Below are 16980 nucleotides of genomic sequence, written 5' to 3'. Positions count from 1 at the left end.
CGTCGACGTCGCCCGCTCTGAAATGGGTGGGCGTGGGTTGAAACGAGAGGCTGTTGTATGCCTCCTGAGGTCCGGACAGGTCGCCCGCTCTGAAATGGGTGGGCGTGGGTTGAAACGTCATCGGCCGGGAATGGCTACAGCCCCGACAGCGGTCGCCCGCTCTGAAATGGGTGGGCGTGGGTTGAAACGCTTCGGCGATCGAGCGCGTGAAGTCATCCGGCACGGTCGCCCGCTCTGAAATGGGTGGGCGTGGGTTGAAACACGAGCGGCAGCCCGAAGGCGATCAGCGAGTAGACGGTCGCCCGCTCTGAAATGGGTGGGCGTGGGTTGAAACGATCAGCTGATGTGGGCTGGTCCGTCGACCCGGAGGTCGCCCGCTCTGAAATGGGTGGGCGTGGGTTGAAACACTGCCATTGCCTGATCTCCTAAGATGGCGTTGGTGTCGCCCGCTCTGAAATGGGTGGGCGTGGGTTGAAACCAGCGGCATCGGCGCGATGTACGACAGCGCCAACAGCGTCGCCCGCTCTGAAATGGGTGGGCGTGGGTTGAAACATCGCGTCGGGGTAGCGGCGGCGGATCAGGTCGGCGTCGCCCGCTCTGAAATGGGTGGGCGTGGGTTGAAACCGCGCGGCTCATTAGGAGCTGGCGCGGCAGGCTGAGGGTCGCCCGCTCTGAAATGGGTGGGCGTGGGTTGAAACGAGCCATCACCGTCAACGGCACCGCCGCGGGGACGTCGCCCGCTCTGAAATGGGTGGGCGTGGGTTGAAACACCGCCCTGGCCGGTGTTGCAGGGGGGCCGAAAAGCGTCGCCCGCTCTGAAATGGGTGGGCGTGGGTTGAAACATGGCGAAGGCATCAATGGTCCCTGAGGCCGGGGTCGCCCGCTCTGAAATGGGTGGGCGTGGGTTGAAACGTCTACCTCGCCGACCACCGCACCCAGACCGTGAGTCGCCCGCTCTGAAATGGGTGGGCGTGGGTTGAAACGCCCGCCCAGAGACTCATTGAATCAGTGCTGACCGGTCGCCCGCTCTGAAATGGGTGGGCGTGGGTTGAAACATCGCCGCGCATGAGTGCCCGGTTGGGTCCGGCGAACGTCGCCCGCTCTGAAATGGGTGGGCGTGGGTTGAAACGGTGAGCTCGCCGCCCGACGCCACCTGCAGCAGCAGTCGCCCGCTCTGAAATGGGTGGGCGTGGGTTGAAACTGATGACCAGGTGCGTGAAATCAGACGATCTGACCGTCGCCCGCTCTGAAATGGGTGGGCGTGGGTTGAAACGAAACGTCGAACTGCAGCCCGGTCTTGACGTTGTACGTCGCCCGCTCTGAAATGGGTGGGCGTGGGTTGAAACTGACCGCCCATCACGTTGCCGAGCATGGTCGCCAAGTCGCCCGCTCTGAAATGGGTGGGCGTGGGTTGAAACGCCTGCCAGATCTCGCGCAGCCGCGGCAGTACCTGTCGCCCGCTCTGAAATGGGTGGGCGTGGGTTGAAACGGTGAGCGACGTGCCGATGCGCAACGAAATTGCGTCGCCCGCTCTGAAATGGGTGGGCGTGGGTTGAAACGCGTTCGGGCACTCGGTGAAATACTGGCGCGCCTCCTCGTCGCCCGCTCTGAAATGGGTGGGCGTGGGTTGAAACATCTCGGCTTGCACGCTCACGCCGATCGTCCGGCCGTCGCCCGCTCTGAAATGGGTGGGCGTGGGTTGAAACTGCAGGCGCTCGGCCTCGAGCGAGTCGCGCAGCGGTCGCCCGCTCTGAAATGGGTGGGCGTGGGTTGAAACCGCGCCGATGCCGTGGGCGCGCTCTTGCCATGCCTGTCGCCCGCTCTGAAATGGGTGGGCGTGGGTTGAAACAGACGTGGCAGACCGTGGTCGGCGTGTGGGCCGAGGGTCGCCCGCTCTGAAATGGGTGGGCGTGGGTTGAAACGCCTGATCTGCGGCGAAAAAGGAGGGGCCGAGTGGGTCGCCCGCTCTGAAATGGGTGGGCGTGGGTTGAAACGGTGACGGCGTGCACCGAGAAAGCCGCGGCCATGCGTCGCCCGCTCTGAAATGGGTGGGCGTGGGTTGAAACATCGATCTCGAGGGCTACATCAATGGCCTGCTGGGTCGCCCGCTCTGAAATGGGTGGGCGTGGGTTGAAACCAGGGACACGGCCGGGTCGTGCAAATGCTGGGTGGTCGCCCGCTCTGAAATGGGTGGGCGTGGGTTGAAACACGTAGGCGGCCGACGCCGTCGCCTGAGCTGCTGCGTCGCCCGCTCTGAAATGGGTGGGCGTGGGTTGAAACCAGCGCCAGGTGCAGGTGTCCGTGGTGCTGTCAGGTCGCCCGCTCTGAAATGGGTGGGCGTGGGTTGAAACCAGGCCGCCTCGTCGTGCAGCGTGCCGCAGCCCTCGTCGCCCGCTCTGAAATGGGTGGGCGTGGGTTGAAACGTGGACTGCCACGTGCACCCGGTCAGCGGGCTGAGGTCGCCCGCTCTGAAATGGGTGGGCGTGGGTTGAAACATTGAGGGAACCCGCGCCGCCGAGCGCTACCACCGGTCGCCCGCTCTGAAATGGGTGGGCGTGGGTTGAAACTCGACCCCGTACCGCAAGGCCGAGAACGTCACCCGTCGCCCGCTCTGAAATGGGTGGGCGTGGGTTGAAACCCCCGCTGAGCCGCGGCGTGGCCACGCTCTGGACCGTCGCCCGCTCTGAAATGGGTGGGCGTGGGTTGAAACTTCGCGGTGTTGCTGTGGCGGGGCTGCCTGCTGTGGTCGCCCGCTCTGAAATGGGTGGGCGTGGGTTGAAACAACATGACCGCTACCACCAACACCATCACCCTCAGTCGCCCGCTCTGAAATGGGTGGGCGTGGGTTGAAACAACGCCGGCGGCGCGATCGCGCGCAGCCTGATCGTGTCGCCCGCTCTGAAATGGGTGGGCGTGGGTTGAAACGTGGCCCTCGTCGGCGAGAGCGGTGCCGGCAAGACCGTCGCCCGCTCTGAAATGGGTGGGCGTGGGTTGAAACACCACCACCAGCACAGGAGCAGAAATGTCCAACGCGTCGCCCGCTCTGAAATGGGTGGGCGTGGGTTGAAACCTGACGGTGCAGGCCAGCCACGACGCCGCCGGCGTCGCCCGCTCTGAAATGGGTGGGCGTGGGTTGAAACACGCTGATCAGCCTGGTCCGAACCTACGCGCTCCGGTCGCCCGCTCTGAAATGGGTGGGCGTGGGTTGAAACGTGCACGCTGGCGGCAGTCGCGAATCCTTCGGCCAGCGTCGCCCGCTCTGAAATGGGTGGGCGTGGGTTGAAACGTGATCCCCCGCCCGGCCCAGATGCAGACCGTGATGTCGCCCGCTCTGAAATGGGTGGGCGTGGGTTGAAACGTCGGGCTCCAGACGGTCCAGGTGACGCTGCAGTGTCGCCCGCTCTGAAATGGGTGGGCGTGGGTTGAAACCGCGGCTCGGCCGCCACCGGCACGCTGAAGGACGCACGTCGCCCGCTCTGAAATGGGTGGGCGTGGGTTGAAACCCCCATCGTGCAGCGCCAGCCGGCCGTCTACGCTCGTCGCCCGCTCTGAAATGGGTGGGCGTGGGTTGAAACGCGAGCATGCAGCCGGCCGCCTGATCACCAACCAGGTCGCCCGCTCTGAAATGGGTGGGCGTGGGTTGAAACAGCTCCTGCAGGATCTGGCCGCACTGCGTCACATCGGTCGCCCGCTCTGAAATGGGTGGGCGTGGGTTGAAACGCAGCTTCCGGCTTGTTGCTGACGCTGGAGTAATCGGTCGCCCGCTCTGAAATGGGTGGGCGTGGGTTGAAACGGTCACACCCTCCCAGCCGACGATCCAGCGCATGGTCGCCCGCTCTGAAATGGGTGGGCGTGGGTTGAAACGCCAGCATGCAGCCGGCCGCCTGATCACCAACCAGGTCGCCCGCTCTGAAATGGGTGGGCGTGGGTTGAAACGCGATCCACTCGCAGCCGCCCTCGCTCTCCCATTCGTCGCCCGCTCTGAAATGGGTGGGCGTGGGTTGAAACCTGGCATGGCCGACGCCGGCGCCATCGTCCGCGTCGTCGCCCGCTCTGAAATGGGTGGGCGTGGGTTGAAACGCTGCCGGGGCGTCATGCATCTGGATCCGCACCTTGTCGCCCGCTCTGAAATGGGTGGGCGTGGGTTGAAACTTCGACGTCTTCCGGGTGCCGACGCGGCGCACGGGTCGCCCGCTCTGAAATGGGTGGGCGTGGGTTGAAACCTGCAGCAGCTGCGCGACCAGATCGCGACGCAGGGGTCGCCCGCTCTGAAATGGGTGGGCGTGGGTTGAAACGGCTTGGGTCATTTTTACTGAAGGACAAAAACTGGTCGCCCGCTCTGAAATGGGTGGGCGTGGGTTGAAACTGACCAGACCATGGCAAAGCGCAACCTTCCGCAGGTCGCCCGCTCTGAAATGGGTGGGCGTGGGTTGAAACCTGCTACTCCCTGCCTGTGACGAGTGCAATCGGGCGGTCGCCCGCTCTGAAATGGGTGGGCGTGGGTTGAAACAGCAGGTCGGCGATGACCGAGCGCGCGAAGTCCTTGTCGCCCGCTCTGAAATGGGTGGGCGTGGGTTGAAACTTCCAGCGCGCAGCAGCACGCCAATATGCAGCCGGTCGCCCGCTCTGAAATGGGTGGGCGTGGGTTGAAACGCCACCGGAGAATGAGCATGACCGACACCATCCCCGTCGCCCGCTCTGAAATGGGTGGGCGTGGGTTGAAACAGCCCCGTGAACGATCTGCTCGGGCATGGTCAGAACCCGTCGCCCGCTCTGAAATGGGTGGGCGTGGGTTGAAACCCGCTGGCGGCCACTTTGGCGGGGATGATCCGGTCGTCGCCCGCTCTGAAATGGGTGGGCGTGGGTTGAAACTGTCCGCCGAACTCCTGCAGCCCCATGAACCGGTCGTCGCCCGCTCTGAAATGGGTGGGCGTGGGTTGAAACGCCCGTGATGTGGTCGATCGGAACTCGGACCTCCGTCGCCCGCTCTGAAATGGGTGGGCGTGGGTTGAAACGACGGTCTTGAAGTAGCCGAGGTAGTGTCGCGTGCGTCGCCCGCTCTGAAATGGGTGGGCGTGGGTTGAAACAGCGCGGCCAGGTAGGTCGTGCCGGGGTTGGCCGCGTCGCCCGCTCTGAAATGGGTGGGCGTGGGTTGAAACTGCGCAGCGGTGGCGCTGCGGTTGTTGCGCAGCGTCGCCCGCTCTGAAATGGGTGGGCGTGGGTTGAAACGACGATGTCGCGGATGGGTGCCTGAGGGTCGAGCAGTCGCCCGCTCTGAAATGGGTGGGCGTGGGTTGAAACTCCGGGTCCGCGTTGCGGCCCGATGCCGATGGTGTCGTCGCCCGCTCTGAAATGGGTGGGTGTGAATTGAAACACGTTGATGACCTCGCCGGCATCGATGCGGCGGCGGTCGCCCGCTCTTCACTGGTTGAATTTTGTTTTTGAATGCAACAATTAAATTTGAGTCAGGTCCTCTTCATGTTGTTGTATTAAGGTGGGAGCATGGATTGAGGCGACGCCAGTGCTTACGGGCTTGTCGGCCGAGAAGGATCGCTTGCCCTGAAATGGGTGGGCATGGGTTGAAACACGCTGCCCATCTACGGCGCTAGTTCGGTGACCTGTCGCCCGCTCTGAAATGGGTGGGTGTGAATTGAAACACGTTGATGACCTCGCCAGCATCGATGCGGCGGCGGTCGCCCGCTCTTTACTGGTTGAATTTTGTTTTTGAGTGCAACAATTAAATTTGAGTCAGGTCCTCTTCATGTTGTTGTATTAAGGTGGGCGCATGGATTGAGGCGACGCCAGTGCTTACGGGCTTGTCGGCCGAGAAGGATCGCCTGCCCTGAAATGGGTGGGAGCGGATTGAAACAGGTACTCGGACTCAATCTGGCAGATGCCTTTTACGGTCGGCTGCTCTGAAATGAGTGGACGTGAATTGAAACTGCCATTTCTAAGGACATTTCGGGTGATCTAACGTGTCGCTCATTCTGAGATGGATGGGTGTGGATTGAAACACCGTGGCGCGAATCAAGGGGGAGACTGATTGTTGTCCGCTCTAGAGCGAGGGGGCGTGAATTGAAACAGGTTGCAAGTATTGTGTTGCGACACAATTTTTATGTCGTCTTTTCTGTAATGGATGGACGTGAATTGAAACCCGTGAGGATTGGTGGCATGACGCGCTGTTCGCATCCCCAGTTATAAATTGGGTGTGGATTGAAACCATGCCGAGGTTGAGCTCTGCGAGGATGGTGGCGCGTCGCTTGCCCCGAAATGGGAGGGATTGAAGCAGCCAGGAACAGAGGATCTGCGGAGCGCATAGAGCAGTCATCCTCTCTGGAGTTCGCGGGGTGGATGGGCGGCGTGCAGAGTTCACGATACCCGTGCTGTGCAGACGGCCTGATGGCCGCCGAATGCGCCGCGCTCGGCGGCAAGGTGCTGGTGGCGCCGACGACATCGCCGGCGTGGGCCGCTTCGCGGTGCTGCAGGACCCGCAGGGGGCGTTCTTCAACATCATCGACTACCTCGATACCTGACACGGCACCCGACCGAGACATGAGGCACACGCACGGGAACTTGCACGTTCTTGCATTTGCATGCGGGCGATAAGATCAGGAGTTTCCCGATCCGGGTGCCACTCCTGTCGAGCCCAACATGCCGTCTTCCTTCCGGTCTCCTGCCGTGCCGCCTGTCCCGGTGCCCGGGGGCCGTCGCGCCGTGCTGCGGGCGGCGGGCCTGATCGTCCTGGCGGTGCATGCCGGCGCGTTCGCGGCCACGGCTGCGCCCACGCCCCCGGACGAAGCGTTCCTCTCCTTCACGGTGAGCGAGCACGAGACGCTGATCTCGCTGGGACGGCGGCTGCTGACCGATCCGCGCCAGTGGCCGCAGCTGCAGGCGCTCAACCGCATCGCCGATCCGCGGCGCATTCCGGTCGGCACGGTGCTGCGCATCCCGCTGCGGCTGATGGCCGCCGAGCCGGCGCCGGCGCGCGTGCTGGCGGCGTCTGGCGAGGTGCGCGGCGCCGATGGCCGGGCGCTGCAGGCCGGACAGGCGGTGCCGCAGGGCAGCCGGGTGCAGACCGGTGGCGACGGCCAGGCGACGCTGCAGCTGGTCGACGGCACGGTGCTGCGGCTGCGCGCGGCCAGCACGCTGCAGGTGGACCTGTCGCAGCGCCTGCCCCGCGCGAGCGGGTCGCTGTCGGGCGTCAGGCTTCAGGACGGCCAGGTGGAGGTCAAGGCGCAGAAGGTGTCGGGCGGCCTGCCCGGCTTCCGGGTCGGCACGCCGCAGGGGCTGCTGGGCGTGCGCGGCACCGAGTTCCGCGTCAGCGTCGACGCGCTCGCCGAGCTGACCCGCAACGAGGTGCTCGAGGGCGTGGTGATGACCGAGGGCCCGGCGGGCCGCGCCGGCCGGCCGGTGGAGGCCGGATTCGGCGTCGTGGTCGATCGCGGCGGCACGGTGCCGACGCCGGTGCGGCTGCCCGTGGCGCCCGACCTGTCGACCTGGCCGTCATGGCGGGACCAGGTGCTGGTGCGCTTTCCCGCCCTGACGCAGCCGGGGGCCGCGGCCTTCCGCGGCCAGGTGGCCGCGGCGAGCGACAGCCGCTTCGAGCGGGTGCTGGAGGATGTGCGCGTCGAGGCCGGCGAGCTGCGCTTTGCACACCTGCCCGATGGCGACTATGTGGTGCGGGTGCGCGCCGAGGATGCGCGCGGCCTGCAGGGCCTGGACGCGCGCCATGCCTTCACGCTGAAGGCCCGGCCCGAGCCGCCGCTGCCGATCAGTCCGGGCCCGAAGGCCATCGTGTCCGGCTCCCGGCTGGACCTGGCCTGGGCGACGGTCGAGGAGGCGCGCAGCTATCGGGTGCAGCTGTCGCGCACCGAGGAGATCCGCGAGACGCTGCAGGACCGCCGCGGCCTGGCGTCGCCGGCGCTGACGGTGGACGGCCTGTCGCCGGGGGTCTATTTCTGGCGGGTGGCCAGCGAGCGCAGCACCACCGACCAGGGGCCGTTCGGCGCGGTGCACCGGGTCGAGCTGCGGCCGGTTCCGGCGCCGCCGCCGCCGCCGCGCATCGACGAGGACGGGGTGCGCATGGCCTGGGAGGGCCTGCCGGGCCAGAGCTTCGACGTCGAGTTCGCGCGCGACGCGAGCTTCTCGGTGCTGGCGCTGGCGCGCCGCGTCGACACGCCGGTGCTGGAGGTGAAGATGCCGGGCACCGGGCGCTACTTCCTGAGGCTGCGTGCGCGTGACCCGGACGGCTTCGTCGGGCCCTACACCGCGCCGCAGCGTTTCGACGTGCCCAACTGCCTGCGCGGCGGGCAGGGCGGCTGCGTGACCGGGGCCGACGGCGGCACGGTGCTGCTCGCGCCATGACGCCGGGGGCCGGGCGGCTGCGCCTGCCGGCCGGCGTCGGCGTCGCCCTGGTGCTGGCCGCGCTGGCCTTCGTGCTGCCGCTGGGCGGCTGGACCTGGCGCGCCGACCGGCTGGTCTATGACGTCGGCCTGTCGCTGTGGCGCCGTCCGTCGCCGCCCGACATCGTGATCGTCGCGATCGACGATGCCAGCGTCGCCGCGATCGGCCGCTGGCCCTGGCCGCGCGCGGTTCACAGCACGCTGCTGGCCCGGCTGGCCGAGGCGCGGCCGCGTGCCATCGGGCTGGACGTGACCTTCAGCGAGCCCGATCCCGATCCGGCGCAGGACGCGCTGCTGGCGCGCCAGCTCGCGGCCGCGGCTCCGGTGGTGATGTCGGTGGACTGGGTCGCCGCGGGCCCGGGCCAGCCGCCGCGGCTGCTGCTGCCGGTCACCGGGCTGCCGCCCGGGGTCGGCGTGGGCACCGCCGAGGCCTCGGTCGATGCCGACGGCGTGATGCGCCATGCCTTCCTGAGCGCCGGCGCGGCGTCGTCGCCGGTGCCGCACATGGCGCTGGCCCTGCTGCGCGCCGCGGGCGAGCGGCCGGCGCCGGGGCTGCCGGTCTCGACCGACGAGGAGGACACGCGGCCGCCCGGTGCCGCCTGGCAGCGCGGCGAGCGCTTCCTGATCCGCTATGGCGGCCCGCCTGGCCACGTCGAGCGCATTTCCTATCTGGACGTGCTGCGCGGCGTGGTGCCGCCGGAGCGGCTGGCCGGCCGCTATGTGCTGGTGGGCATGACCGCCACCGGCCTGGGCGACACCGTGGCCACGCCGGTGAACCGCCAGCACCACGCGATGCCCGGTGTCGAGGTGCTGGCCAGCACGCTGTACACGCTGCGCAGCGGCGACACGCTGCGGCCGCTGTCGCCGCTGGCCGGCGCGACGCTGTCGGCCGCGCTGATCCTGGTCCTGATGGCCGGCATCCAGCGCTCCGGCGCCCGCAGGGCGCTGGCGCTGGCGGTGGTTGCGGTGCCGCTGGGGATCGGCGCGAGCCTGGCGGCGCTCGGGCTCGGCCTGTGGTGGAGCCCGGTGTCGTGGGCGCTGGCGGCGGTGCTGGCCTATCCGCTGTGGAGCTGGCGGCGGCTGGAGCAGGCAGTCGACGCGCTCGATGCCGAGATCGGCCGGCTGGTGCCGGAGGCCGGCCTGAATCCGGACGGGACGGCGGGCGTCGTCTCGCGTCGGCGCGACGCGCTGGCGCTGCGGCTCGAGGCTTTGCATGCCGCCACCGACACGGTGCGCAGCGCGCGGCGCTTCCTGTCGGACGCGCTGGCCGGCCTGCCCACCGCGATGGCGGTGACCGACGAGCGCGGCCGGGTGCTGCTGGCCAATGCGCTGGCGGCGCGCCTGTTCGAGCTCGAGCGCGCCGAGGAGATGCTGGGGCTGGAGCTGCCGGGCCTGCTGGTGGAGTTCGTGCCCGCCTCCGGCGCGCAGGGCATCGATCTCGAGGCGCTCTTCCAGCCCGGGCCCGCCGAGCCGGCGGCCTGCGTGGTCGAGGCCCGCGCCGAGCGCCTGGGCGACTTCCTGCTGCATTTCGCGCCGGTGCTGCTGCTCGGGCAGCAGCGCTGGGTGGTGACCTTCTCGGACGTGAGCGCCATCCGCCAGGCGCAGCGCCGGCGCGACCGCGCGCTGGCCTTCGTCTCGCACGACCTGCGCTCGCCGGCCAATGCGCTGATGCTGATGGCCGACCTGGTCCGGCGCGGCCGCATGGACATGACGCCCGAGGCCTTCCTGGACGAGGTGCAGCGCCTGGGCGCGCGCACGCTGCAGCTGGCCGACGACTTCGTCCGCGTCGCGCATGTCGAGTCGCGGCCGCTGCAGCTCGAGCCGGTCGGGGTGGCCGCGCTGCTCGACGAGGTGGTGGCGGACTTCCGGCCCCAGGCGCTGGCCGCGCAGGTCCGCCTGGGCTGGCAGGCCGACGCGCCAGCCTCGCCGGCCTCGCCGGTCTGGCCGATGGACCGGGCGCTGGTGCAGCGCGCGGTGGGCAATCTGGTCTCCAACGCGATCAAGCACAGCCCGGCCGGCGGGGCGGTCACGATCCTGATGCGGCTCGAGGCGGGGGACGCGGCCGGGGCGGAGGCGCTGTGCCTGACGGTGTGCGACCAGGGGCCGGGCCTGTCGGCGGCGCAGCGCGAGCGCCTGAACCAGGGCGACGACGAGGGCCTGCCGGCGGGCGATGCCGGCGGGGTCGGCCTGGGGCTGCAGTTCGTGCAGATCGTGGCGCGGCGCCACCGCGGCCGGCTGCGTGCGCTGCCGGGCCAGGCCGAGGCCGCCGGCCGCTTCGAGCTGGCCCTGGGCCGGGCGGGGGCGGGCTGAGCGCGGATAATCCCGCCCCGTGACTTCCCCGACCGTTCCCCCGACCGCTGCCCCGGCGGCCCCGAAGCCGGCCCGCCCGCCGCGTCCGCCCCGTTCCTCGCGTCCGCCGGCCCCGGCCAACCCGGTGCCGCCGATCACCTATCCGGACAGCCTGCCGGTCAGCGCGCGCCGCGACGAGATCGCGCGCGCGATGGCCGAGCACCAGGTCGTCATCGTCTGCGGCGAGACCGGCTCAGGGAAAACGACGCAGCTGCCCAAGATCGCGCTCGAGCTGGGCCGCGGCCTGGGCGCGGGCGGCACGGGCCTGATCGGCCACACGCAGCCGCGCCGGATCGCCGCCAGTTCGGTGGCCAAGCGCATCGCCGAGGAGCTGAAGTCGCCGCTGGGCGAGGTGGTCGGCTACAAGGTGCGCTTCCAGGACCGGCTGCAGGCCGGCGCCTCGGTCAAGCTGATGACCGACGGCATCCTGCTGGCCGAGACGCAGACCGACCCGCTGCTGCGCGCCTATGACACGCTGATCATCGACGAGGCGCACGAGCGCAGCCTCAACATCGACTTCCTGCTCGGCTACCTGCGCCAGATCCTGCCGCGCCGGCCGGACCTGAAGATCGTCGTCACCTCGGCCACCATCGACGCCGAGCGCTTCGCGCAGCACTTCGCCTCGCGCAAGGGGCCGGCGCCGGTGATCATGGTCAGCGGCCGCACCTTCCCGGTCGAGCAGCGCTGGAAGCCCTTCGAGGAGGCGAAGGACTTCGACCTGAACGACGCCATCGCCGATGCGGTCGACGACCTCTGGCGCGGCGCCGGCGCCGGCGACATCCTCGTCTTCCTGCCGGGCGAGCGCGAGATCCGCGAGGCCGCCGACCACCTGAGGAAGCACCTCAGCCACCAGCCGCTGCACCGCCACGCCGACATCCTGCCGCTGTTCGCGCGGCTGTCGCAGGCCGAGCAGGACCGTGTCTTCGAGACGGGCGGGGGAAAGCGCATCGTGCTGGCGACCAACGTGGCCGAGACCTCGCTGACGGTGCCGGGCATCCGCTACGTGATCGACGCCGGCACCGCGCGGGTCAAGCGCTACAGCTACCGCAACAAGGTCGAGCAGCTGCAGGTCGAGCCGGTCAGCCAGGCGGCGGCCAACCAGCGCGCCGGCCGCTGCGGCCGCGTCGCCAACGGCATCTGCATCCGGCTCTATGACGAGAAGGACTTCCTGAGCCGGCCGCGCTTCACCGATCCGGAGATCCTGCGCTCGTCGCTGGCCGGGGTGATCCTGCGGATGAAGTCGCTCGGCCTGGGGCTGGTCGAGGACTTTCCCTTCATCGAGCCGCCGCCGCGCAAGGCGGTCGCCGACGGCTACGCGCTCCTGGGCGAGCTGGGCGCGGTCGACGAGGCCAACGAGCTGACCGCCATCGGCCGGGAACTCGCCAAGCTGCCGCTCGATCCGCGCGTGGGCCGCATGATCCTGGAGGCCCGCAACCGGGAGGCGCTGCACGAGGTGCTGGTCATCGCCAGCGCCTTGAGCGTGCAGGACGTGCGCGACCGCCCGCTCGAGGCCCAGCAGGCGGCCGACGAGAAGCACAGGAAATTCGACGACGAGCGCTCCGAGTTCATGGGCTACCTGAAGCTCTGGAAGTGGATCGAGGAGGGCCGGGGCCACCACGGCCACGCCGACGCCGCCCGGGCCGGGCAGAAGGTCGACACCCACAAGCTCAGCAACCGCCAGCAGGAGCAGCGCCTGCGCGAGAGCTTCGTCAACCCGCGCCGGGTGCGCGAGTGGCGCGACATCCACAGCCAGCTCCACACCGTGGTGGCCGAGCACGGCTGGCGCCTGAACGGCACGCCGGCAACCTACGAGCAGGTGCACCAGTCGATGCTGGCGGGCCTCCTGGGCAACATCGGCTGCAAGGCCGACGACGACGAGTGGTACCTGGGCGCGCGCGGCATCAAGTTCTGGCGCCATCCGGGCGCGCACCTGTCGAAGAAGCCCGGGCGCTGGCTGATCGCCGCCGAGCTGGTCGACACCACGCGCCTGTTCGGCCGCGGGCTGGCGGCCATCGAGCCGCAGTGGATCGAGCCGATCGCCGGCCATCTGCTGAAGAAACAGCTGCTGGAGCCGCACTGGGAGAAGAAGGCGGGCGAGGTGGTCGCCTTCGAGCGCGCCACGCTCTACGGCATCGTCGTCTACAACCAGCGCCGGGTGAACTTCGGCAACGTCGATCCGGTGGCCGCGCGCGAGATCTTCATCCGCGAGGCGCTGGTGAACGGCGAGTGGGAGACGCGGCTGCCTTTCCTGGCGCACAACCAGAAGATGATCCGCCAGGTCGAGGAGCTGGAGCACAAGTCGCGCCGCCAGGACGTGCTGGTCGACGAGCACCTGATCTTCGCCTACTACGACGCGCAGCTGCCGCAGGAGGTGGTCAGCGGCGCGAGCTTCGAGCGCTGGTACCGCCACGAGCAGAAGCTCAACCCGAAGCTGCTGCACCTGACGCGCGACGAGCTGATGCGCCACGAGGCCGCCGGCATCACCACCGCGGCCTTCCCGAAGACGATCCGCCTCGGCGGCATCGACTGCACCGCCACCTACCTGCACGCGCCGGGCGATGCCAAGGACGGTGTCACCGTCACCGTGCCGATCTACGCGCTCAACCAGGTCAGCGAGGAGCGCTGCGACTGGCTGGTGCCGGGCATGCTGGAGGCCAAGGTGCTGGCGCTGGTCAAGAGCCTGCACCAGCGGCCGCGCTCGCGGCTGATGCCGCTGGCCGAGTTCGTCGCCGAGTTCGTCGAGCTGAACCCGTTCGCGCAGGGGCCGCTGCTGGAGACGCTGCTCAAGGCGGTGCGCGAGCGCACCCAGCTGGCGGTGCAGCGCAACGACTTCAAGCTCGACATGGTGGCGCCGCACCTGTTCATGAACTTCCGCGTCGTCGACGAGCACGGCCGCCAGCTCGGCACCGGGCGCAACCTGGCGGCGCTGAAGGCCGAGCTGGGCGGGCAGGCGCGGTCGGCCTTCCAGGCGCTGGCGGCGCTGAAGACGGGCGCCGCCCCGGCGGCCGAGGCCGCTGCGGTCATGCCGGCGCCGGGGACCGCGCCGGCGGGCAGCCGCAGCGCGAAGGCCAGCCCGCCGCCGCCGTCGGCCGCACCCGAGCCGCTCGCGCCCCAGGCCTACACCGCCTGGACCTTCGGCGAGCTGCCCGAGCTGATGGAGATCCGCAAGGCCGGCCAGACGCTGATCGGATTTCCCGCGCTGATCGACCGCGGCACGCAGGTCGAGATCGAGGTCTTCGACGAGCCGGCGGTGGCGGCGGCGAAGCACCGCGCCGGCCTGCGCCGGCTGCTGGCGCTGAACCTCAAGGAGCCGCTGAAGTACCTCGAGAAGAACATTCCCGACCTGCAGAAGATGGCGGTGGCCTTCATGCCGCTGGGCACGCAGGAGGAACTGCGCGCGCAGATCATCGACGTGGCGCTGGACCGCGCTTTCCTGGCCGAGCCGCTGCCGCATGACGCCGCCTCCTTCCAGGCGCGCATCGACGAGGGCCGCACCCGGCTGAACCTGATCGCGCAGGAGATCGCCCGCCAGGCCGGCACGGTGCTGCTGGAGTTCGCCGCCGCGCAGCGCAAGCTCAAGGACGCCCGCGCGCCCAAGGACGTCGCCGACGACATCGCCGCGCAGCTGCAGCGCCTGATGGGCAAGCGCTTCATCGCCACGACGCCGTGGGCGCAGCTGCAGCACCTGCCGCGCTACCTCAAGGGCGTGCAGCTGCGGCTCGACAAGCTGCGGGGCGATCCGGCGCGCGATGCGCAGCGCCTGGCCGAGCTGCGCCCGCTCGAGCAGCGCTGGAGCCGGCGGGTGGCCGAGCTCAAGGGCGCGCCCGACGCCCGCCTCGACGAGTACCGCTGGCTGATGGAGGAGCTGCGCATCAGCTTCTTCGCGCAGGAGCTACGCACGCCGCAGCCGGTCAGCACCAAGCGGCTGGACAAGGTCTGGGCGCAGATGTCCATGTGAGGCCGGCGGTTCCGAGCCGGGTGTGGCCGGTGTGGCGCCACGGTCACGACCTTGGTCGTGACATCGGTCACGGAATTCGGCCAGAATCGGAACGCCACCGAACCGGTGGTGCAACCCGTTCTGGAAGGACAGTGACCATGGGTCTCATCGGCACGATCTTGATCGGCTTCGTCATCGGTCTGGTGGCGCGCGCCATCCTGCCGGGCACGCAGGCGTTGGGCTTCATCCTGACGACGCTGCTGGGCATCGGCGGCTCGCTGCTGGCCGGCTATGTCGGGCAGGCGATGCACTGGTACACCCTGGGCCAGCCGGCGGGCTTCCTCGCGTCGGTGGTCGGCGCGGCGGCGCTGCTGTTCATCGTCGGCAAGCTGCGCGGCGCCTCGACCTGAGCGCACCGGGCGGGCGCGTCGCCGGCCCGGTGGCGCGTCGTCAGTCGCCGCGGCCGCGCGGGTCCATCTTCAGGAAGACCTCGGGATCGGGCGCGAAGTCGGCGTGCAGCGGCAGCAGCGCGCCGCCCAGCGCTCGGGCGTCCGAGCCGATGGTGCCCGGATGCAGGCGCGGGCGGCGCACGCCCTCCCAGCAGTGCAGGTCCAGCGCGTTGCCGGTCTGCGTGATCAGCCGCGCCAGCAGCCGGCGGTCGACGACGCCGTCGATGACGATGTCGTCGAGGTCGAGCACGCAGCTCGCGCCGGTGATCGCCATCGCCAGCGCTCGCGAGGCGTTGCCCAGCCAGGCCTGCGTGTGCGCGACCCACGGCGGCTCGAGCGCGCGCTCGTCGAGCGCGGCGCCCGGGTCGAGCCGGGCGGTCTCGTACAGTCGCTGCAGGTTCAGCAGCGAGGCCGCGCCCAGCAGCTGCGTGCCGGCTCCGCCGCTGCCGCCCGCGGCCAGGTTCATCGGCACGGCCAGCGGCATCGAGCCGACCGCGCCGGCGTTGCCGTGCGCGCCCGGATGCAGATGGCTGTCGAGCACCAGGCCGCCGCCGATGAAGGTGTCGACGAAGAAATAGAGGAAGCTGCGGCGCTGGCGCCCCTCGCCGCCGATCATCTCGGCCAGGCAGGCGGCGACCGTGTCCTTGGCGAAATGCACCGGCAGCCCGGTGGCGCCGGCCAGCTGCCCCGGCAGGTCCAGCGTCTCCCAGGCGCGTGCCTGCGCCTCGGGCATGCCGAACAGGCCGGTCCAGCCGCCGATCGACAGCGGCGCGGCCACGCCCACCCCGCACAGCCGCTCCGGCCGGCCCAGCGGCAGCAGGCGCGCCGTCAGCGCCTCGCGGCAGCGCCGGATCATCGCCGCCAGCGTCGCGGGCAGGTGCTCCGGATCCGGCCAGGCATAGGGCAGGCCCTCGCGGTGGTGCACCCGGCCGGTGAAGTCGACCAGCAGCACGTCGGCATGCTGGCGGCCGACCTTCACGCCGATCGACCAGGCGCCGTCCGGATCGAGCGCGATCGGCACCGAGGGCTGGCCGATGCGCCCGCGCAGCGGCTCGCGCTTGAGCAGCAGGCCCTCGTCGAGCAGCGCGTTGACGATCATCGAGATCGTCTGCGTGCTCAGCCGCGTGACGCGGGCCAGCTCCGCCTTGGGCAGCTCGCCGTGCAGCCGGATGGCCTGGAGCACCACCCGCTCGTTGAACTGGCGCATGCCGTTCTGGTTCGAGCCGCGCGGCGGGCGGCGGGAGGTCGGGTCGGAGGAGGCGGAATCCGTGTTCACGATGGCAGAAGGCCCGCACGAAGGCGGGCCGGTCACGCAGCAGGGCAGGGTGGCAGTCCGGCCCTCAGGCGTCGAGCGCTTCTCCGATGACGCCCTTCTTGAACAGGAAGTTGCCGTAGGGCTGCAGGTCGGAGGTCAGCACGATCGCGAAGGCCTCGCGGACCCGATCATAGAAGGCGAACCTTTCCACTGCCTCACATTGCGCGCTGCTCGCGTGGCCCTCGCGCTCGAGCATCGCCACCACGTCGCGCTGCAGCCGGCTGCGGTAGTCGTCGGGCATGGTGCAGACCTTCATGTAGGCCACCGGCTGCTCGACGGCTGCATCCAGGTTCATCAGCGACAGCACCGCCTGCGAGGCGCGCAGCACGTCGGCCCCGGGCAGGTGGATGACCGGCTTGCTGCGGCCCTCGGTGGCCAGCCGCGCGGCGGTGAAGTTGGCGTCGGCGATGACGATCGCGTCGCCGTGGCCCATCTCGGCCAGCACCTTCAGCAGGTCCGGCGTCAGCAGCGGATCGATTCCCTTGAGCATGGCGTGCGTTTCCCCAGGCGTGTGCGCGTGTCGGTGGT

General features: G+C 69.4%; 7 protein-coding genes and 1 CRISPR repeat array (1 of these 8 cut by a window edge). Of the genes, 5 read left to right on the top strand and 2 right to left on the bottom strand.

Translation table 11 applies throughout. The features are described 5' to 3' along the window. A CRISPR array of direct repeats spans positions 1 to 5374; the repeat unit is 37 nt; unit sequence GTCGCCCGCTCTGAAATGGGTGGGCGTGGGTTGAAAC (it extends 1000 nt beyond the left edge of the window). A gap of 1036 nt (positions 5375 to 6410) precedes the next feature. From HNQ01_RS09715 to HNQ01_RS09695, 5 genes are all read left to right on the top strand, one after another. Beyond that, positions 6411 to 6533, top strand: a complete 123-nt coding sequence (locus HNQ01_RS09715) for a VOC family protein (RefSeq protein ID WP_286180646.1) — start codon at positions 6411 to 6413, stop codon at positions 6531 to 6533. 160 nt (positions 6534 to 6693) lie between these two features. Further along, positions 6694 to 8364 (top strand): FecR family protein, encoded by a 1671-nt coding sequence (locus tag HNQ01_RS09710; RefSeq protein ID WP_173805182.1) that lies wholly within the window; start codon positions 6694 to 6696, stop codon positions 8362 to 8364. After that, positions 8361 to 10712, top strand: a complete 2352-nt coding sequence (locus HNQ01_RS09705) for a CHASE2 domain-containing protein (protein WP_173805181.1) — start codon at positions 8361 to 8363, stop codon at positions 10710 to 10712. Before HNQ01_RS09710 ends, HNQ01_RS09705 begins: the two co-directional genes overlap by 4 nt. 19 nt (positions 10713 to 10731) lie before the next feature. Continuing rightward, positions 10732 to 14709, top strand: a complete 3978-nt coding sequence (gene hrpA, locus HNQ01_RS09700) for an ATP-dependent RNA helicase HrpA (protein ID WP_173805180.1) — start codon at positions 10732 to 10734, stop codon at positions 14707 to 14709. 137 nt (positions 14710 to 14846) lie between these two features. Then, positions 14847 to 15098, top strand: coding sequence for a GlsB/YeaQ/YmgE family stress response membrane protein (locus HNQ01_RS09695; protein WP_173805179.1), 252 nt, complete (start codon positions 14847 to 14849; stop codon positions 15096 to 15098). 40 nt (positions 15099 to 15138) lie between these two features. On the opposite strand, the gene HNQ01_RS09690 is transcribed toward HNQ01_RS09695, so the two are convergent. Both HNQ01_RS09690 and HNQ01_RS09685 read right to left on the bottom strand, forming a co-directional pair. Next, the gene (locus HNQ01_RS09690) at positions 15139 to 16413 is read right to left on the bottom strand and encodes an ROK family transcriptional regulator (RefSeq protein WP_353621678.1); all 1275 of its coding nucleotides are present in this window, start codon (positions 16411 to 16413) and stop codon (positions 15139 to 15141) included. Between the two features lie 64 nt (positions 16414 to 16477). Next, positions 16478 to 16942 carry an RbsD/FucU family protein gene (locus tag HNQ01_RS09685; RefSeq protein ID WP_173805178.1) on the bottom strand — a complete coding sequence of 155 codons (465 nt, stop codon included), beginning with the start codon at positions 16940 to 16942 and terminating at the stop codon, positions 16478 to 16480. Between the last annotated feature and the right edge of the window lie 38 nt (positions 16943 to 16980).

Origin of the sequence: Sphaerotilus uruguayifluvii (assembly GCF_013294065.1) — a bacterium.
GTDB lineage: Bacteria > Pseudomonadota > Gammaproteobacteria > Burkholderiales > Burkholderiaceae_C > Sphaerotilus > Sphaerotilus uruguayifluvii.
Note: the sequence above shows the minus strand (reverse complement) of the source record. Positions and strands in the feature narration are given on the sequence as shown.